This window comes from Phenylobacterium sp. SCN 70-31 (assembly GCF_001724605.1).
GTDB lineage: Bacteria > Pseudomonadota > Alphaproteobacteria > Caulobacterales > Caulobacteraceae > Phenylobacterium.
In genome coordinates, this window is sequence record NZ_MEEX01000007.1 from 108,060 (window position 1) to 123,344 (window position 15,285).

Annotated in this window: 16 protein-coding genes; 8 read left to right on the forward strand and 8 right to left on the reverse strand. The window is 69.2% G+C overall.

Going from position 1 to position 15,285, the window contains the following annotated elements; genetic code table 11:
* Positions 1–4: 4 nt before the first annotated feature.
* Positions 5–1,186 carry a pyridoxal phosphate-dependent aminotransferase gene (locus tag ABS78_RS07160; protein WP_293376496.1) on the reverse strand — a complete coding sequence of 394 codons (1,182 nt, stop codon included), beginning with the start codon at positions 1,184–1,186 and terminating at the stop codon, positions 5–7.
* A gap of 146 nt (positions 1,187–1,332) precedes the next feature.
* Here ABS78_RS07160 and ABS78_RS07165 point away from each other — a divergent pair, with 146 nt between their 5' ends.
* Complete coding sequence (locus ABS78_RS07165) at positions 1,333–2,646, forward strand: aspartate aminotransferase family protein (RefSeq protein WP_293376498.1); 1,314 nt, start codon at positions 1,333–1,335, stop codon at positions 2,644–2,646.
* A 32-nt stretch (positions 2,647–2,678) separates the two neighbouring features.
* Entirely contained in the window at positions 2,679–3,656 is a 978-nt protein-coding gene (locus tag ABS78_RS07170; RefSeq protein ID WP_293376500.1) for an asparaginase, read from the forward strand.
* A 252-nt stretch (positions 3,657–3,908) separates the two neighbouring features.
* On the opposite strand, the gene ABS78_RS07175 is transcribed toward ABS78_RS07170, so the two are convergent.
* Together ABS78_RS07175 and ABS78_RS07180 are read right to left on the reverse strand one after the other, a co-directional pair.
* Entirely contained in the window at positions 3,909–6,140 is a 2,232-nt protein-coding gene (locus ABS78_RS07175) for a TonB-dependent receptor (RefSeq protein ID WP_293376502.1), read from the reverse strand.
* Positions 6,141–6,538: 398 nt separating this feature from the next.
* A complete protein-coding gene (locus ABS78_RS07180) occupies positions 6,539–7,456 on the reverse strand; it encodes an alpha/beta hydrolase (RefSeq protein ID WP_293376504.1) in 918 nt (305 codons plus the stop codon).
* A 126-nt stretch (positions 7,457–7,582) separates the two neighbouring features.
* On the opposite strand from ABS78_RS07180, the gene ABS78_RS07185 reads away from it, so the two are divergent.
* The 4 genes from ABS78_RS07185 (at position 7,583) to dusA (ending at position 10,187) form a co-directional block, all read left to right on the forward strand.
* Positions 7,583–8,179 carry a TetR/AcrR family transcriptional regulator gene (locus ABS78_RS07185; RefSeq protein ID WP_293376506.1) on the forward strand — a complete coding sequence of 199 codons (597 nt, stop codon included), beginning with the start codon at positions 7,583–7,585 and terminating at the stop codon, positions 8,177–8,179.
* Positions 8,176–8,508, forward strand: a complete 333-nt coding sequence (locus ABS78_RS07190) for a cupin domain-containing protein (protein WP_293376508.1) — start codon at positions 8,176–8,178, stop codon at positions 8,506–8,508. The genes ABS78_RS07185 and ABS78_RS07190 overlap by 4 nt, the downstream gene beginning before the upstream one ends.
* A gap of 3 nt (positions 8,509–8,511) precedes the next feature.
* The gene (locus tag ABS78_RS07195) at positions 8,512–8,973 is read left to right on the forward strand and encodes a PaaI family thioesterase (RefSeq protein ID WP_293376510.1); all 462 of its coding nucleotides are present in this window, start codon (positions 8,512–8,514) and stop codon (positions 8,971–8,973) included.
* A 170-nt stretch (positions 8,974–9,143) separates the two neighbouring features.
* Positions 9,144–10,187 carry a tRNA dihydrouridine(20/20a) synthase DusA gene (gene dusA, locus ABS78_RS07200; protein WP_293376512.1) on the forward strand — a complete coding sequence of 348 codons (1,044 nt, stop codon included), beginning with the start codon at positions 9,144–9,146 and terminating at the stop codon, positions 10,185–10,187.
* Here the strand turns inward: dusA and ABS78_RS07205 are convergent.
* The 3 genes from ABS78_RS07205 to ABS78_RS07215 form a co-directional block, all read right to left on the reverse strand.
* Positions 10,131–10,679 (reverse strand): TIGR02281 family clan AA aspartic protease, encoded by a 549-nt coding sequence (locus ABS78_RS07205; protein WP_293376514.1) that lies wholly within the window; start codon positions 10,677–10,679, stop codon positions 10,131–10,133. The genes dusA and ABS78_RS07205 overlap by 57 nt on opposite strands.
* Before the next feature lie 129 nt (positions 10,680–10,808).
* Positions 10,809–11,015 carry a DUF1289 domain-containing protein gene (locus ABS78_RS07210; protein WP_293376516.1) on the reverse strand — a complete coding sequence of 69 codons (207 nt, stop codon included), beginning with the start codon at positions 11,013–11,015 and terminating at the stop codon, positions 10,809–10,811.
* On the reverse strand, positions 11,012–11,440 hold the full coding sequence (locus tag ABS78_RS07215) for a PaaI family thioesterase (protein WP_293376518.1): 429 nt from the start codon (positions 11,438–11,440) through the stop codon (positions 11,012–11,014). The genes ABS78_RS07210 and ABS78_RS07215 overlap by 4 nt, the downstream gene beginning before the upstream one ends.
* A 171-nt stretch (positions 11,441–11,611) precedes the next feature.
* On the opposite strand from ABS78_RS07215, the gene ABS78_RS07220 reads away from it, so the two are divergent.
* Positions 11,612–11,959 carry a hypothetical protein gene (locus ABS78_RS07220; RefSeq protein WP_293376520.1) on the forward strand — a complete coding sequence of 116 codons (348 nt, stop codon included), beginning with the start codon at positions 11,612–11,614 and terminating at the stop codon, positions 11,957–11,959.
* 160 nt (positions 11,960–12,119) lie between these two features.
* On the forward strand, positions 12,120–13,598 hold the full coding sequence (locus tag ABS78_RS07225; RefSeq protein WP_293376522.1) for a phospholipase D-like domain-containing protein: 1,479 nt from the start codon (positions 12,120–12,122) through the stop codon (positions 13,596–13,598).
* On the opposite strand, the gene ABS78_RS07230 is transcribed toward ABS78_RS07225, so the two are convergent.
* Complete coding sequence (locus ABS78_RS07230) at positions 13,562–14,293, reverse strand: endonuclease/exonuclease/phosphatase family protein (protein ID WP_293376524.1); 732 nt, start codon at positions 14,291–14,293, stop codon at positions 13,562–13,564. The genes ABS78_RS07225 and ABS78_RS07230 overlap by 37 nt on opposite strands.
* A 283-nt stretch (positions 14,294–14,576) precedes the next feature.
* The gene (locus tag ABS78_RS07235) at positions 14,577–15,236 is read right to left on the reverse strand and encodes a hypothetical protein (protein ID WP_293376526.1); all 660 of its coding nucleotides are present in this window, start codon (positions 15,234–15,236) and stop codon (positions 14,577–14,579) included.
* Positions 15,237–15,285: the final 49 nt, after the last annotated feature.

The following is a 15,285-nucleotide window of genomic DNA, read 5'->3' on the forward strand; positions in this document are numbered from 1 at the left end:
GGCGCTAGCCGTGCGTTTCCAGCCAGCGCGCCAGCCGCCCGAGGCCGCTGCTCAGGCGCTCGGGCGCCGCCGCCAGGCACCATCGCAACCAACCCTCGCCTTCCGGACCGAAGGCGGCGCCGGGCGCGAGCCCCAGCCCCGCCTCCGCCGCGAGCCGCCTCGCGAGTTCTACGGAGTCGGGGTGCCCGGCCAGGCGGAAGAAGGCGTACATGGCGCCCTGCGGCGTCGGCGCCTCGACGCCGGGCAGGCGACGCAGTTCCGGCAGCAGCTCGTTCCGGCGCGCGGTGAGCGCGTGGCGCAACTCCTGAACGTCGGGCTCGCCCCGTTCGAGCGCGGCGATCCCGGCCGCCTGGACGAACCCCGGCGCACACGAGGTGCTGAGCTCGACGAGCTTCCCGAGATCCACCTCCAACTGCGGTGGCGCGACCAGCCACCCGAGCCGCCAGCCGGTCATGGACCAGGTCTTCGAGAAGCTGTTCGCGCCGAGCAGGCGGTCCTCCGGCTCCGCGAGCGCGAGGAACGAGGGGGCTGTGTCCAGGGCGGGATCGAACACAAGTCTCTCGTAGACATCGTCGACCAAGAGCCAGATCCCGTGGCGTCGGCAATGCTCGAGGATCGGCGCGCGGTCCTCCTCCGGCAGCATCCATCCGGTGGGGTTGTTGGGCGAGTTGATGACCAGAAGCCGGGTCTCGGGAGTCGCCGTCTCGAGCAGTCGGTCCAGATCGAGGCGCCAGCGCCCATCGGCCGGCGTGAGGGGCGCGCGCACCACCTGCGCGCCGAGCAAGGCCGGGATTCCCGTCAGGTTCGGCCAGACGGGGGTGACCACCACCGCGCGGTCGCCGGGATCGAGGACGGCCTGCATGGCGAGCGCCAGCGCCGATACGCCCGAGCTGCAAACCGTGACCCGGTCCGGTTCGAAGTGGCGAACGTGCCGCGCCTGCAGATAGGTCGCAATGGCGCGCCGCAGCGCGGCTCGACCATTGTTGTGCTCGTAGAACGTGTCGCCGGCTTCCAGGGCCGCGATCGCCGCAGCGCGAATGAAGGCCGGTGTCGGCAGATGTCCCTCGCCGAACCAGAAGCGTTCGACGTCGCCGCGGCCGAAGCCTGCGTTGGCCAGCTCTCGGACCTGGGAGGCCGGCAGGTCGGACACGGCGGTCCGCGCGCAGGGAGTCGGGAGGGGCGTCACCGGGTGTTTCGAGGGCGATCCATTATATGATCAATGTGTACATGAAGGGCGGCCTTTGTCGAGGGCTCGCGGTATGGATTCAGCGTCAATTGACGTGCGTCGCGACGTCCCTAATATGATCAACGATCATATCTTCGAGGGATGCCATGTCGAACACGCCCGACGCGAACGCGGCGTTCTGGATGCCGTTCACCAACACGCGCGCGTTTCGGGCGCAGCCGCGGATGCTGTCGGCCGCTCGTGACATGCACTACTTCACGCCGGAGGGGCGGGCCGTCCTGGATGGCGTCGCCGGATTGTGGTGCGTCAACGCGGGTCACTGCCGGTCTTCGATCGTCGATGCGATCCAGCGCCAGGCCGCTGAGGCCGATTTCCTGCCGTCCTTCCAAGTCGGCCACCCGCTGGCCTTCGAGTTGGCCGAGCGTCTGGCCGAGCTCATGCCCCGTCCCCTGGACCGCATCTTCTTCACCAACTCGGGCTCGGAATCGGTCGACACCGCCCTGAAGATCGCGCTGGCCTATCATCGGGCCCGCGGCGACGGCGGGCGCACCCGGCTGATCGGCCGTGAACGCGGCTATCACGGCGTCGGCTTCGGCGGCGTCTCGGTCGGCGGCATCGGCGCAAACCGCCGCCCCTATGGCCCGCTGTTGCCGGGCGTCGACCATCTTCGGTCGACCCACGACCCTGAACATCCGTTCGTCCGGGGCCAGCCCCGCTTCGGCCAGGATCGCGCCGAGGATCTCGAGCGGCTCATCGCCCTCCACGGAGCCGACACCGTCGCGGCGGTGATCGTCGAACCGTTGGCCGGTTCGACGGGCGTCCTCGTGCCGCCGCTGGGCTATCTTGAGCGGCTGCGGGAGATCTGCACGCGGCATGGCGTGCTGCTGATCTTCGACGAGGTGATCACGGCCTTCGGGCGGCTGGGCGCGCCGACCGCCGCCGCCCGCTTCGGGGTGACGCCAGACCTGATCTGCATGGCCAAGGGCCTCACCAATGCGGCTGCGCCCATGGGGGCCGTCGCGGTGCGCCGCGACATCCACGACACCATCGTGGAGGCCGCCGCGCCTGGCATCGAGCTGTTCCACGGCTACACCTACAGCGCGCATCCTCTGGCCTGCGCCGCTGGCCTCGCCACCCTCGATCTCTATGCGCGGGAGGACCTGTTTGGCCGCGCCAAGGCCCTTGAGCCGATCTGGGAGGAGGCCGTCCACGGGTTGCGGCGCGCCCGCCACGTGATCGACATCCGCAACCTCGGCCTGGTGGCGGGGATCGAGCTGGCGTCGAGGGACGGCGCCCCGGGAGCCCGCGCCATGGACGTCTTCCGGCGCGCCTTCGACGCAGGCGTCCTGATCCGTATCACGGGCGACATCGTCGCCCTGTCGCCGCCGCTCATCATCTCCGAGGACCAGATCGGCGAACTGTGCGGACAGTTGGCTGCGGCGCTGGAGGTCACGGACTGAGCTCTCGGCGATCCCAGAGGAAACGGACTGGCATGCCTCGCATCGTTCTGCTCTCGACGGGTGGCACCATAGCCATGGCCGGCGCCGGCGGGGGCGGGGGCGGGGGCGGGGGCGTGGAGATCGCTCTGGCCGGGCGGGACCTGCTGCCCTCCGGCGGCTTGGGGGAGGCGCGCGTGGAGGTGCGCGACCTGTTCGCCCTGCCGAGCTCCGGCATCGGTCTCGCCGCCCTCCGCCAACTCGATGCGGCTGTCTGCGAGGCGGCCGCCGACGGCGACCCCGTGGTGATCGCCCACGGCACCGACACGCTGGAGGAGACGGCCTTTGCGCTGCATCTGTTGGCCGCCGACGGTCCGCCGGTGGTGTTGACGGGCGCCATGCGGGCGGCGGACGCGGTGGGCGCCGATGGTCCGGGGAACCTCTCCGCGGCCATTCGGGTGGCGCTCGAGCCGCAGGCGCGAGGCCTGGGGGCCCTGGTCGTCTTCGGCGACGAGATCCACGCTGCGCCGTTCGTGCGCAAGACGCATGCGTTCAGGCCGGCGGCCTTTTCGTCGGCGCCGCTGGGTCCGATAGGCTGGGTCGTCGAGGACAGGGTGAGGCTCGTGATGCGGCCCGCCTTGCAATGGCCGGCCCTGGCCTTCGGTCCCGCCGATCCGCGGACCCATGTCCTGTCGGTGAACGCCGACACCGAGCCGGACTGGGTCTACGCCGCCGCCGCCGGGGCGGATGGCGTCGTCCTCGAACTCTCCGGCGGCGGCCACGCTCCCGGCCGCCTGGCGGGCGTCTTCGGCGAGATCGCCGGCCGGATCCCCCTCGTCTTCGCGTCGCGCACGGGGGGCGGCGAGACGCTCCGGAGCTCGTACGGCTATTCCGGTGCGGAAATGGACCTGCTCGCGCGTGGGCTGATCCCCGCCGGCCTGCTCGACGCGCGTAAGGCCAGGATCGCCTTGGCCCTGCTGCTCTCCCGGGAGGTCGGGATCGAGGATGTCCGCGCCTGGTTCGCGTCGGTGTGAGGCGGAGCGCTCACGAGGAGGTGTTCGGGACTTTGAAGGTGGTCTCGTCCGCGCCGGCGGCCTCGGCCAGCGCCGGCTAGGACGGGGACCAATGGCGGATCCCATTGCGGATCGCCGTTTCACCCTCCGGCATCCGTCTTCTCCCGTGGCAGCTCGAATGCGATCGCCGACCATGTGCGGAGGCGGCTCGCGGAAAGCCCTCCGCGAGATCGCGGAGGGCTCAGGAAGACCCGCTCAGCTGTGGGCGCTTCGTCAGAAGCGATGGGTGATGTCTACGCCGTAGGTTCGGCCTTCAGAGGTGTTGGTGCCGCGATTGTAGTACCAGAACAGCGAGATGTGCTCGTCGGCGAGGTTGTTGACGAACGCTGTGACGCGCGTCCGACCGTTCACCAGCACGCCCGCCGAAAGGTCGATCTTGTGCATCGTCTCATAGGGGTCGAGCACGTAGTAGTCGCCGAGCACGCCGCCCTTCTCGAAGCGCAGCGACGCGGTCGCGACGAAGTCGATCTGGTCGGAAACCGGCTGCTTGACCTCGGCGAACAGGTTGCCGGTCCAGCGGCGCGTATAGGGCATCAGCTTGCCGCTGAGGTCCTGTTCCGTGGGACGGCCAGGGTTCGACACGGCGTTGTCGAAGTGCGGGTCGAGCCAGCCGAGCCCTGCGGAAATCCGCAGCCAGTCGGTCGGGCGCGCGTCCACCTCCAGTTCGACGCCGTAGGTGTCTCCGGTGCCGATGTTGGAAAGATACGTGCGGTCGACGCCGCCCAGGGACGTGGTCTGGGCGAGCAGCAGATCCTGCTGGCGCATGTAGAAGGCGGCCACGCTCGCCTGCAGACGCCCGTCGAGGAACCGACCCTTCAGGCCGGCCTCGTAGTTCTTCGCCGTCTCCTGGCCATAGGGGATGGTGTCGACCGTGGTCGGCGACAGATTGAAGGCGCCAGGCCGGAAGCCCGTGGAATAGGTGACGTAGCCCGTCATATCCGGGCTGAACTTGTACCGTGCCGTGAAGCTCGGCGACCAGTTGTTGAAGCGACTGGAGGCGTTGAACTGATAGGTAGGGTAGGGCGCGCCCAGGATCGTGCCGAAGTAGGCGTCGAGCGCCGCGTTGCCGGTGCCGGAGGGGAGGACTCCCTGGGCGAAGTTCACCGCCTTCTTGTCGCGCGAGTAGCGGAGGCTGCCCTCCAGCGACAGGGCGTCGGAAACGTCGTACCCGAGCGTGACGAAGCCGGAGAGCGTCTTGGTAGTCACCGCGGTGCCGAGCTTTGGAAAGCCGACGAGGCCGGTCTGAATCCCGAAACTCGGTGTCGCCCGTCGCGAGGTGATGGTGCGGGCGAAGTTGAACTCCTCCTCGAAGTAGGAGACGCCGGCGAGCCAGGTGAACGGCTGGTCGCCTTTGGAGCCCCACAGCCCCTCGACGAAATAGTCCTCGGTGCCCTCGACGCGGACGAGGCCGGTCTGGCGGGCCACCGGGTTCGCCTCGGGCCCGATGGCCGTCTGGTCCGAGTCCGCGATCGCGCGGAACTTGTAGCGGCGATAGCTGGCGTTCAGGGTCAGCTCCGAGCCGCCGAAGTCATGCTTGATCACCTGTGCGAGGTACAGAAGATCCTTGTTGGCGTCCGATCGCGTGTCGCGCCGGATCCGCTGCGGTGTTTCGGGTGTGGAGATGGCTCCGAAGTTCGAGATCCCGAAAGGGGCGTAGGTCTTCAGCGACGGCCCTGTGCCGTGCTGTTTCTCGAACGTCCAGAGCACGTTCGTGCGGTCGGTGACATCCAGCGAATAGCCGATGCGCACCCCACGATCCGTATAGGCTCCGACGTGCTCGTCCAGTGTCTCGTTGTAGAGTTCGCTCTTGTCCTTGTTGAAGGCCCAGCCCGTCAGGCGGAGCGAGCTGCGCTCGCCGAGCGGCAGGTTCACCGCCCCCTCTATCCGGGTGTGGTCGTAGGAGCCGACCATGGCCTTGGCGTAGCCGCCGAAGAGGGGGCCCGGCGTCGCGTAGACGATATCCACCGTGCCGCCGACCGAGCTGCGGCCGTAGAAGCCGCCCTGCGGGCCGCGGAGCACCTCGACCCGCGCGATGTCCACCTGGGCGCCGAGGTTCGCCCGGTGACCACCGATGTAGAGTCCGTTGCGGTACAGGCCGACGTTGGGTTCGGCCTGCACGTCCACGACCTGCATGCCGCGGATGTTGACGAATGTGTTGAAGCTTTCCGGGCTGTCCTGGATCACGGCGTTGGGGATCAGCGCGACGATGTCGCGCAGTTCCGTGATCCCCGCATTCTGCAGACGCTCCCCTTGCACCGCCGTGACGGTGACCGGCGTATCGAGCAGCGCCTCTTCCCGGCGACGCGCGGTCACCACAAGGCCTTCAAGTTCCAAGCCTGTCGAACTCGCGACCGCATCGGCCGCAGCCGTTTCCGCCCACACCGGACCGGCCGCGCCGATCCCCGCAGTCAGGCCCAGCAAAGCGCCGCCTTGCAGGAGCGCCATCCTCAACCCCCGACACATCATCTCACTTCTCCCGTGCAGGTCAGCACAACACGACGGTGTAATATTATCGCCGCTTATTTTGGGAGGCTCCTCCGGGAACCGTGTCATGTCAACGGTGCATATATCGGAAAGGCGCCGGACATGGAGTTGTGCGTGGAAGGCCCGCGCTTTGGGCGGAACCTGCTCAGTATGTCATCAATGATTATATCAAGGCCGTTGATCCGAGCGTTCGCGCTCGTTCGCGCGCATCCACTGTCTCAACTGGTGGGATGCAATCGCCTTCGGGGCGCCGAGCGACAATTTCGAGCAACTCCGGGCGCAGACTGGTCGTTCGGCAGGGCGCGGCGCAGCCCCTGGCTNCAGGGCGCGGCGCAGCCCCTGGCTGCGCCGCGCTTCGCTCAATCCAGATCGGCCAGGAATTTCTTCAGGCCTGCGGTGAAGTTGTCCGGATCTTCGAGGAAGGGCGAGTGGCCGCCTTCGAAGAAGTCGAGCGTGTGCTTGGGAAGCCGCGTCGCCTGCGCCTTGCAGTAGTCCCAGGCCACGAGCCGGTCGTTGCGCGCCCAGGCCAGCCAGGTCGGCGTCGTGACGCTCGGGACGAGTTCGCCCAGATAGGACGCCGGCTCCAGGAAGCCCGTCCAGGCGTCGGCGAGCAACGGAGCGATGCCGCGGCCGGATGCGATGATACGTTCGCGCTGGGGCGCGGCGGCGGGGGCTGGCAGCACGACGTTGCGATAGTAATTGGCGAACGCGGGCTCGAATTCGGGCGAGCCCGCCACGCCGAGGTTGAACATGCCGATCATCGGCTTGACCGCCGCCTCTGTAGCTGGCGTCGGAGGGATCAGCCCGGATGGGTCGCACAACACCAGCCCCGAAGTCTTTTCCGGCGCCTGGGCGGCGACCGCGATCGCGGCGCCCCCGCCCAGCGAGTTTCCGAGTAGTACCGGGCGGTCGAGCTTCAGGGCGTCTATCACATCCGTCACGACCTGCGCGTAGCCCCCGACACGCACCGGCTTGCCATCCGCCGGCGAGCGTCCGTGGCCCGGGAAGTCGATGGCGATGATCTCGCACGCGTCGCCGACGCGTTCGGCGAGTGGCTCGAAGTCGCGCGCACCATGACCCGCGGCATGCAGACAGAGAACAGGGCGGCCTTTCCCGCGGCGGGTGACCGCAATCTCCCGACCGGCAGCTTGAACCCGGGTGAATGGGACTTGCGCGCCGACTTCGGCACGGGCGTCGCCGGCCTCCGCCGCCGCACTCCCGATACCAGCCGCCGTCGCAGCGGCCGCGCCTGCCGCCAGGCTCTCTCGACGAGTCATTATCCTCATTTCGCTCTCCTGAGTGATTAAAATATCACCTCCAATCCGCGAAGCGCTGGAGATCGGGCCTCTGCGCGAGCGTTCTGGGGTTGCAAGGGGAAATCTATTCGGTGATATGCTAATCACATGTCAAGCATTTCGGCACTGCTTCCGGACGAGGCTGGCGCGGCGGGAACCCACGATCGCCTGCTGGCGGCTGCGGCCCGTGAGTTCAATACGGTCGGCTTCTACGGGACCAACACCAACAAGATCGCCAGGGCGGCGGGCTTCGCGCCGCAGACCTTCTATAGGCACTTTGAGGACAAGACTGACGCCTTCATCGCCGTCTATGGCGCCTGGCAGGCGCAAGAGCGGGGCGCGGTCGGCAAGGCCGTGAGGTCTCAGGGCGGCGCGGCCGCTATCGCGCGCGGCGTACTACAGCATCATGTCGACTGGCGGATCTTCCGTCGCAGCCTGCGGCTGCTCGCGGTGGAGGACGCCCGCGTCCGCAGGGCGAGACGGGGCAGCCGGGAACAGCAGGTCGAGGCGCTTGAGCGTCTCCCCGCCAACACGGGCCGACCGCGCTGGTCACTCTATGCGGCCCTGCTGACCATCGAGCGTCTTTGCGACGCGGCGGCGGATGGCGAACTCGAGGATCTGGGTGTGGACGGATCGGAGGCTATCGCGGCGATCGCCGCGGCGATCGCAGATGTCCGTGGTGAAGGCGGGAAGGGAACGAGATGAGCGAATTGACGGCGTCCAGGATGGCGGATCGTACCTGGCGTGAGGATCGTCCCGGCGTACGCTATGCCGTCTTGCGGGCGCACGGCGAGAGCGAGGGCGCCACGCTGCTCACGCGCTTCGCGGCGGGGACAAGCGGCGGGCGGCACAGCCATCCTGGCGGAGAGGAGCTCTTCGTCCTGGAAGGCGATTGCGAAGTGGACGGGGTTCGGCTCGGGCCGGGCGACTACCTGCACACGCCGGAAGGCGAGGCGCACGAACTCATCGCGCTGAGCGATACGACCGTCCTGGTCGTGCTGCCGAAACTCCCTCTCTATGACACCAGGTCCTGAGCGATGAGCGAAGATGTCGCGCGCCGTCTGGCGCAGTTGGATTCGCCGGTCGCCCAGTTGCTGTGTCGTCGTATCGTCAGCGCCACGGCGGACGGGAATGTCACGCTGGAGTTTGAGGCGGCGCTGGCGTTCTGCAACGAGAACGGGGCAGTGCAGGGCGGACTGGTCGCCGCCATGCTCGACGCTACCCTAGGTAACGCCGTCAAGGCGACGCTATCGCCGGGCCAGTGGCCTGCGACGCTCGAACTCAGCACGCGGTTCCTCCGTCCGGCGCAGATGGGCCGCCTCATCGGGACGGGTCAGGTAACGCATCGGTCGCGGACCCTTGCAGTCGCGCAGGCCGATCTCCGAGATCAGGACGGCCAGCTGCTGGCCCAGGCGGCCTCCACCAAGCTGATCAAGGATCGCAGACCGGGCGCGCCTGCCGGGGAGGGGAACCTGGCGCGGCCTGACGCCACGCCTTAGATGGCGTTGGCGCCCCGTCGGCGCTCGTCCAGGCGCCGGACCTTTGTTTACGGATCAAGGCCACTTTCCGTGTGCAGATCGGGCGCAGGGATTTCGAAGCGGGTGGTAGAGCGTCGTAGAACGGAGGTCCCTGAGGTTCGCCCTTGATGTTGAAAGATCGCGAGAAATAATTGAAAAAACAACAACATCTGATTTGTGTGGCCCCCATGATGGACTGGACCGACAGGCATTGTCGGGTCCTGCATCGGATGCTGTCGGCGCGCGCGATGCTCTATACGGAGATGCTGACGACGGGTGCGGTGCTGCATGGGGAGCGGGAGCGGCTGCTGGCCTATTCGCCCGTTGAGCATCCTGTGGCGCTGCAACTCGGCGGGTCCGAGCCGGCCGATCTGGCCGCTGCGGCGCGGATCGGCGCCGACCTGGGCTACGACGAGATCAACCTCAACGTCGGCTGTCCGTCCGACCGGGTGCAGTCGGGCCGTTTCGGCGCCTGTCTGATGCGCGAGCCCGAACTGGTGGCCGACTGCATGAGCGCCATGGGCGCGGCCGTGTCGGTTCCTGTGACGGTGAAGTGTCGCATCGGCGTCGACGATCAGGACCCCGAGGCGAGCCTGTTCGGGCTCGTGGACCTCTGCGCCGAGGCGGGCGTGTCGCACTTCGTCGTCCATGCCCGCAAGGCCTGGCTGAAGGGGCTCTCGCCCAAGGAGAACCGGGATATTCCGCCGCTGGACTATCCGCTGGTGTGGCGGCTGAAGCGCGAACGGCCGGAGCTGACCATCGTCATCAACGGCGGAATCGGGTCGCTGGACGAGGCCGAGGCGCATCTGGCGCATGTGGACGGCGTGATGCTGGGGCGGGCCGCGTATCACACGCCGGGCCTGCTCGGGGATGTCGATCGGCGACTGTTCGGCGAGGGGACGTGCGTGGGCGCCGCGGCGGCCGTGGCGGCCTATCGGGAGTACGTGGCGTCGGAGCTCGCGCGCGGGACGCATCTGGCGGCGATGACGCGGCACATGCTGGGCCTGTTCCACGGCGCGCCCGGCGCGCGGGCGTGGCGGCGCATCCTGACCGTCGAGGGCGTGAAGCCCCGCGCGGGGCTGGAGGTGATCGACCGGGCGCTGGAGGCGGTGACGCAGGCGTCGCCCCGGACCGCGAGGTCAGGGCTCGAGGCGCAGCGTCTCGCGGGTGGCCTCGAAGCGGGTGAGGCGGCCTAGGTAGCTCATCCCCAGCAGCGAGACGTCGAGGCCGTCGGACACGACAAGGGCCTGCACGTTCTCCAGCCGGGCGCCGTCGATCGACACCGAGGCCAGGGTCACCGCGGCGGCGCGGGCCGAGCCGCCGGCCGTGGTGACGTTGTGGGCGTACTTCAGGTCCTGGGGGCGGAACCCCAGACGCGCGGCGTCCTGGGGCGTGAGGGCGACGGCGGTCGCGCCCGTGTCGACCAGGAAGCGGACCCGGGTGTCGGTGGATTGCGCCGCGCCTTGGGCGTTCCGAGCGGCCTGGGCGGCGACCTCGGCCTCGGCCCAGAAGTGGCCATCGGCGGCCTTGGCCACGGCCCCGCCGCCCGGCTTCAGCGGGCCGGCGGCGAAGCCCTGCGCGTCGAGCCGCGCGAGCCGCAGCGGTTCGGCCTGGAAGGCCTGGACCGCGCCGGCGCTGAGCGCCGCGGAGGCGGCCGCGACGACGGCCAGCTTGGCGAATGAAGACACCCGTATCACCCAGGACTGCGGCCTTCTGGCCCGTCTCGTTGGGCGGACCCTAGGCGAACAGCCTTTTGATCCGGTGAACGCCCAGGGTTTACGAGGCTTGAATACGGTGGGGGCGAGCCGGGCGCCGGTTCAGAACATCGCCAGCTTCTCGGGCCGGATCAGGGCGCGGCGGTCCGGCAGTTCGGCCAGGATCGCGTCGCGCTCGGAGTCGGTGAGGCGCGACCAGCCGGCCACCTCGTGCAGCCGGCGATAGCAGCCCATGCAAAGCCCGCTTTCGCCGTCGACGACGCAGACCTTGATGCAGGGTGTCTTGATAGGGGGAGGCGGGCCGCTCATGCCGGCAGAGCGTAGGTGACGTTGGCCTGCGCCGCCAGCCGGTCGGCCGATTCGGTCCAGATTCGCACGTCGCAGACGGCCAGGCGGCGGCCCAGGCGCAGCAACTCGGCCTCGGCCTGGAGGTCGCCCGGCCGGGCCCCGCGCAGGAAGCTCATGTTGAGCTGGGACGTGACCACCATGAGCTGGTCGCCGATATGGGCCAGGACCAGGGCGTAAGCCGCGGTGTCGGCCAGGGACATCAGCGTCGGCCCCGCGATCACGCCGCCGGGGCGCAGCATGTCCGGGCGGTAGGTCGAGGCCAGACGCACACGGCCAGGCTCCACGGCCAGCACGTGCGGGAGGCCGTGTTCGGACGCTTGCGGAAAGGCGCGGCGCAGAAGGGTGTCGACGCCCGCGGCGTCCAGCTTCGGTGTCGGCTTGACCATGCGCCGTTCTGGCCTGGATGCATGTAACATTACAAGCTGTTTATCCGGAGACGTAACATCAATGTATCATGACTTAATATTAATCCAGAAATACTCAACATTGCGGCTTGTTCATTTGAGTTGAAGCGTTCGTTTCTCCAGCATTTGCTCATGTTTAAGGGAGACGTCTCAATGAAGTCCGCCACCATCGCACTCGTCGCCGCCGGCTTCGTCGCCAGCCTGGGTGTCGGGGCCGCCAGCGCGGCCGACCGGGTCACCGACGTCGACTTCCTGAAGGCCAACCGCTGCAAGGGTCTGGCTGCGAGTATCCAGGGCGTGGTCGATCCCGCCGCGCTCGATGCGTTCGTGAAGTCGGAGCGCAAGACCCGCGCCGCGTACATCGTCGGCCGCGGCGAAGAGGAGTTCGCCAAGGCCCGCCGCGAAGCTCGCAGCGAGGATCGGCGAGGGCGCCTGACCGCCGAGCTCAATGGGGAATGCCAGGCGTTCCTGGCCAGCCCGGACACCGTCGCGCGGCAATAGATCCCAAGCCCAACTCCGGCCTCCCAGCCAGGTGCGACGGCGAAAGCCGCCGCACCTTCTTTTTGCGCGGGCTTTTTGCGCGGGACCTCGCTTTTTTGCCCGGAACCATGGCTTCGCCGTAGGATTTGACTCCCGTGGTGGCGGTGCAGCGAGGGCGTCGATGAGTTTGCTGGTCCCGGGAGACACCTGCTGGCGTATCGCGCCGGCCGACCGGGTGGCGTTCCTCATCGATACGGAGGCCTATTTCACCGCGCTGTATGAGGCGTTCCGCAAGGCGCGCCGCTCGATCCTGATCCTGGGCTGGGCCTTCGATCCCCGCACCCGCCTGTTTCCCGACGGGCACGACGGCCCCAACGACCCGGACGAGGTGGGCCACGTCCTGCTGGACCTGGCCCGCGAGCGGCCCGACCTCGACATCCGGCTGCTGATCTGGAAGTCGGCGCTGCCCATCGCCGCCACCCAGGAGTTCTTCCCCCACAAGGCCCGCGCCTGGTTCCGCGACAGCCGGGTGCGGTTCCATCTGGACGACAAGGTGCCGCTGGGCGCCTGCCATCACCAGAAGGCGGTGGTGATCGACGACCGCCTGGCGTTCTGCGGCGGCGGCGACATCGGGGTCGACCGGTGGGACACCCCCGGTCACCTGGAGCACGACCTGCGCCGGATCATGCCCGACCAGGACTGCCACGACCCGCGCCACGAAGTGATGGTGATGGCGGACGGCGCGGCGGCGCGGACCTTCGGCGACCACTTCCGCGAGCGCTGGCGCTGCGCCACCGGCGAGACCCTGTCGCCGCCGCCCGAAGCGGGGGGCGATCCGTGGCCCGACCATATCCCGCCGCATGTGACCGACACCCGGGTGGGCGTCGCCCGCACCGCGCCGCCCTGGCAGGACCAGCCCGACGTCCACGAGATCCGCGACCTGGCGCTGGCCAGCATCGCGGCGGCGCGCGAGACGATCTACCTGGAGAACCAGTACTTCACCTCGCCCCTGATCGCCGAGGCCCTGGCCAACCGGCTGGGCGAGCCCGAGGGCCCCGAGGTGGTGCTGATCTCGACCGGCCGCTCGCCGAGCTGGTTCGACAAGCTGACGATGGACAACGCCCGCGCCAACACCGTCTGGCGCCTGCGCGCCGCCGACGTCTTCGGACGGTTCCGGGCCTTCTATCCGGTCACGGCGGCCGGCTCGAAGATCATCGTCCACTCGAAGGTCAGCGTCTTCGACGACCGGCTGGCGCGGATCGGCTCGGCGAACCTCAACAACCGCTCGTTCGGGTTCGACACCGAGATCGAGGTGGCGCTTGAGGCCGAGGACGAGAGCGCGCGTCGCGTGGTGGCGGCCTTCCGCGACCGGCTGGTGGCGCACTTCCTGGGATACACCGGCGATGCGGTCTCGAAGGCGCGGGCCGAGCGCGGCGGCCTGATCCCGGCGATCGACGCGCTGAACCGCGAGGGCCGCCTGCGGCCCATCGAACTCACCCGGCGTTCGGCCTTCGGCGTGTTCACGGCCGCCTACCACCTGGGCGATCCGGCGTCGCCCGAGGACGCCTGGCGGCCGTGGCGGCGGCGGGACTGCCTGTACCGGGATGCGCTGCCGGCGCGGGTTCAGAGAAGGTCGAAGTCCATCACCAGCGGCAGATGATCCGAGGCCGCGCGGAAGATCGGGTCGTACGGCGCGAACACGTCGCGCACCACGACGCCCTCGCCCACGAACACATGGTCGATGCGCAGCACCGGCAGCGCCGAGGGAAAGGTCGAACTGGGCTGGCGCACCGGCGCCAGCCGGCGGGCGGGCTGTAGCTGGCGGGTCAGGGTTCGGTAGACGATCGAGCTGGCGGTGGCGTTGAAGTCGCCCAGCAGGATCGTCGGCGCGCGACAGTCGGGATGCTGGAGCCACGCCGGCCCCGCCAGTTCGGCCGCCTGGACCTGCTGCTCGCGCGGGACCAGGCCCAGGTGGGTGTTGATGACCTGAAGCGCGCGGCCCCCGATCGTCACCTCGACCCAGACGGCGCCCCGCGGCTCGAGACCCCGCACGCGGGGGAGGCCGGGAAGGGCCGCCGCCTTGACCAGCCGCTCGGGACAGGCGGTCAGGATGGCGTCGCCGTACAGCTCCTCCTCCACGCGGAAGGCGGGATGGAAGTGATGCGCCATCTCCAGCCGTTCGGCGATCTCGTGGGCCTGGTCCACGTGATTGGTGCGCCGGCGGCCGACGTCCAGCTCCTGAAGGGCCACGATATCGGGCGCGAGCCGGCCCAGCGCGTCGGCGATGCGGGCCACGTCGAGCCGGCGGTCGGTCCCGACGCAGCGGTGGACGTTGTAGGTGACGATGCGGGGCATGCGGGCCTGGGCTTACGGAGGCCGGAGGTTTGGCGGCTCGCCGCCGCGGTGGCAAGGCAGGCAACACCCGAGGGGCGCATCGGGTTGCCGCCGACCGCACCCGCAGCATCCCCATCCCGTGGTCGCGGGTCGCCGACGACGACTGACGCGAAGCGCTGTCCGCGGCCTTGGCGGACAGCGCGTGCGGCCCGCGCTCCCAGCAGGAGTCGGGGTCGGGGTTGGATCGGGGGCGGGGCGCTAGGGAACAGGGCGCGAAGACGTCGTCGCGGCCGCGGAAAGGTCGTCAGCCGCTGCGGGGCGGGCCCGTGGCCGGGCGCAGGGTGTCGCCGGGGCCGGCGAGGCTGGCGAGGCCTGCGCCCCGCAACCATCGCGCACGGGCGCCGGGCGCCGTGGCAGGAGGCCGGGCGAGTACGGCGACGCCTGCCATGGAGCCTGTCGCTGGCCGGGACGACGTCGCCACGGGTTCGGACGGCGGCCGGGAGGATCGGGCGCCCATCCGGGCCAGGAGTTCGCGCAGGGTCGGAAGCTCGGCCGGCTGGGGACCTGGGAGGGCCTCGGCCCCGGCGACCACGCCGTCCAGGGTCTTCAGCAGGAGCGGGAGGCTGGCGGTCTCGCGGTCGCGGTCGCAATCCATCCGCTCGCGCTCGGGATGTTCACGCTCGACGGGCTCGCGTTCGGTCGGGTCGGATTCGGCGGGGTCGGCCCGGTCGCGCAGGCCTTCACCAGCTGCGACCGACGCCTCGCGCCGGGCGGCCGCCGACAGCCGCAGCTTCAGCGCGATGGACACGCGGTAGCCGTGGAAGCAGCGCTGGAAGAGGTCGAAGTAGCGGAGCATCCGCTCCTGGTCCGTCGCCGCGTTGGCCTCGCGGCCGAACGCCATGCCCAGGGCGTAGGCGCATTCGCCGAGGTCGGACAGGCCCTGCATGTCGCTGATGGCGCTCATTGAGAACAAAGATAGAACATTTCGTGCAACTGTCAAGCCGCGCCGCTTG

Excerpts from the sequence above, each read along its gene's own strand:
- ABS78_RS07190 (WP_293376508.1), top strand. The coding sequence starts at position 8,176 with ATGAGCGAATTGACGGCGTCCAGGATGGCGGATCGTACCTGGCGTGAG.
- ABS78_RS07230 (WP_293376524.1), bottom strand. The coding sequence starts at position 14,293 with ATGCCCCGCATCGTCACCTACAACGTCCACCGCTGCGTCGGGACCGAC.
- ABS78_RS07175 (WP_293376502.1), bottom strand. The coding sequence starts at position 6,140 with ATGGCGCTCCTGCAAGGCGGCGCTTTGCTGGGCCTGACTGCGGGGATC.
- ABS78_RS07165 (WP_293376498.1), top strand. The coding sequence starts at position 1,333 with ATGTCGAACACGCCCGACGCGAACGCGGCGTTCTGGATGCCGTTCACC.
- ABS78_RS07170 (WP_293376500.1), top strand. The coding sequence starts at position 2,679 with ATGCCTCGCATCGTTCTGCTCTCGACGGGTGGCACCATAGCCATGGCC.
- ABS78_RS07180 (WP_293376504.1), bottom strand. The coding sequence starts at position 7,456 with ATGACTCGTCGAGAGAGCCTGGCGGCAGGCGCGGCCGCTGCGACGGCG.
- ABS78_RS07215 (WP_293376518.1), bottom strand. The coding sequence starts at position 11,440 with ATGGTCAAGCCGACACCGAAGCTGGACGCCGCGGGCGTCGACACCCTT.
- ABS78_RS07225 (WP_293376522.1), top strand. The coding sequence starts at position 12,120 with ATGAGTTTGCTGGTCCCGGGAGACACCTGCTGGCGTATCGCGCCGGCC.
- ABS78_RS07210 (WP_293376516.1), bottom strand. The coding sequence starts at position 11,015 with ATGAGCGGCCCGCCTCCCCCTATCAAGACACCCTGCATCAAGGTCTGC.
- ABS78_RS07185 (WP_293376506.1), top strand. The coding sequence starts at position 7,583 with ATGTCAAGCATTTCGGCACTGCTTCCGGACGAGGCTGGCGCGGCGGGA.
- ABS78_RS07235 (WP_293376526.1), bottom strand. The coding sequence starts at position 15,236 with ATGAGCGCCATCAGCGACATGCAGGGCCTGTCCGACCTCGGCGAATGC.
- ABS78_RS07220 (WP_293376520.1), top strand. The coding sequence starts at position 11,612 with ATGAAGTCCGCCACCATCGCACTCGTCGCCGCCGGCTTCGTCGCCAGC.
- ABS78_RS07195 (WP_293376510.1), top strand. The coding sequence starts at position 8,512 with ATGAGCGAAGATGTCGCGCGCCGTCTGGCGCAGTTGGATTCGCCGGTC.